Source organism: Terriglobus sp. YAF25 (genome assembly GCF_052113305.1).
GTDB lineage: Bacteria > Acidobacteriota > Terriglobia > Terriglobales > Acidobacteriaceae > Terriglobus.
Map to the genome: position 1 here is coordinate 1 of NZ_JBFRCY010000880.1, position 1,619 is coordinate 1,619.

3 protein-coding genes are annotated in these 1,619 nt (G+C 58.7%); 1 reads left to right on the forward strand and 2 read right to left on the reverse strand.

Going from position 1 to position 1,619, the window contains the following annotated elements; genetic code table 11:
- A partial coding sequence (locus tag AB4043_RS24795; protein WP_442308432.1) for an orotidine 5'-phosphate decarboxylase / HUMPS family protein occupies positions 1–162 on the forward strand: 162 nt, incomplete at its 5' end.
- A gap of 51 nt (positions 163–213) precedes the next feature.
- Here the strand turns inward: AB4043_RS24795 and AB4043_RS24800 are convergent.
- Together AB4043_RS24800 and AB4043_RS24805 are read right to left on the reverse strand one after the other, a co-directional pair.
- Positions 214–393, reverse strand: coding sequence for a hypothetical protein (locus tag AB4043_RS24800; protein ID WP_147648351.1), 180 nt, complete (start codon positions 391–393; stop codon positions 214–216).
- A gap of 154 nt (positions 394–547) precedes the next feature.
- Positions 548–1,619, reverse strand: a 1,072-nt coding sequence (locus AB4043_RS24805; RefSeq protein WP_442308431.1) for a hypothetical protein, incomplete at its 5' end; no start/stop codon positions are given.

A 1,619-nucleotide genomic window follows, 5' to 3' on the forward strand; every position in this document is an offset into this window, starting at 1 on the left:
GAGAGAGATCAGAGGCGGGTTGTCACGCCAGCGTCGGCCATCCGCTCCGGCGCGAGCAAGCTGGTTGTCGGCCGCCCGATCACCCAGGCGACTGATCCGGCTGCGGCGACCCGTTCCATTCTTGATGAGATTGGCTCCGCCTTGCCGGCGCTACAGCGTTAAACAGCAAAACCCGGCAAAAGCCGGGTTTGTGCTTTAAACCTCAAGCGGTGCTTAGAGCTTCTCGTAGAAGTCGCACGCAGAGCAGGAGATATAGACACCACCGGGAACATTGCGCTCACGGTCCTTGACGCGCTTCACGATGCGCGTGGGCTTGGAGCACTTCGGGCAATCCGTGCTCTTGGAGGTGTCCATCACCTTCTTACGATCTGCAGTCTTGGCAATCTTTGCCATGGTAGCTCCTTCGTCTTCGGGCCAGGCCACGAAGAAAATGTCTCATCGTTCGCCCTATCGTAGACACGCGAAATCGCTATCTACTTGTATCCTGCCCCAATCCCGCATTGTGCGTTGGAAAAGGAACCCGCTCGGGCGAGCGATCGTTTCTATCTTACCTCAAGTTGGACTGGAGCTGTTGTTCAGGCTTGTCCTGCTGATCCTTCTTGTCCGGAGGTAGCTGCACCAGTGAGGGAGAGCCGGGGGTAGTCTGCTGTTCTCCTTCACGCCGCAGCGAAGGAGGAGGCGCTTGTTTGCCGCTTCCCTCTTCATCCGGCTTGGCGTCACCCAAGGCAACCGTCCGGACGGCATCCGGATTGATATAGCCGGCCATCTCGTCCTTCTCGTGCACCTCGATCGGCTTGCCCAGCTCCGCAATCTTGATCATCACGACACGATCGCCGACAAAACGGACAAAGCGGATTGTCTGCGGGGTGCGGCCGTAAATCCACTCCTCATACTTATTACCGCTCGCGTCATCGATCTTTTCCCGCACCTTCATTACCGGTTGCCCCAGCGCCGCCAGCACCATCCGATGATTCATTCCGACCAGGACGCGATGATCAGCGACAGCAAGCTTCAGCGGCTCCGGTAAGGTATTGGCGTACGCCTCTTCACTGGTCTTCACACCAAAGTCAATGACTGGCTCCAACAGGCTTTTGATCTCGGCGGGGGTAAGGTCAGGGATGAATTTTTCGAAGGCGAGCGTGATCCGCGAGCCTGTCGGCTGGTCTTCCGGGGCGACGACGTTGTTGTCGTTGAACTGCACATGCGAGAGCCAGCGGTGCTTCTTGAAGGGGCCGCCGTCCAGATCAATGATGAGGCGGTCCTTCTCAAAGTGCAGGTTCGTCACGACGACTCGGTCTCCGGCCTGCGCAGAGATGCCCTTCTTATAAAGAGCGTCACGGATAGCATCAGAGTCTGGAGAGAGTGTGCCATTGGCTTGCAGGGTCAATCCCTGACCGCCCATCGGCAAAGCCCGGTGGGCGAAACCCTGTTCCGCTTCGAGCATGCGCAGCAAATCTCGCCGGCCCCGCTCTGTCAGAGGTTGGGACGGCAGCTCGACCCTTGTGGGATGAAATTCGGTGACCATGCCGTCGGTGGCGGTGTTTTTGCCAACAACAAAGACCTGTCCCCGCGCCGCCGGCAGCCAGAGGGCGGCCAGCGAAGCGGCTACCACCCAATAC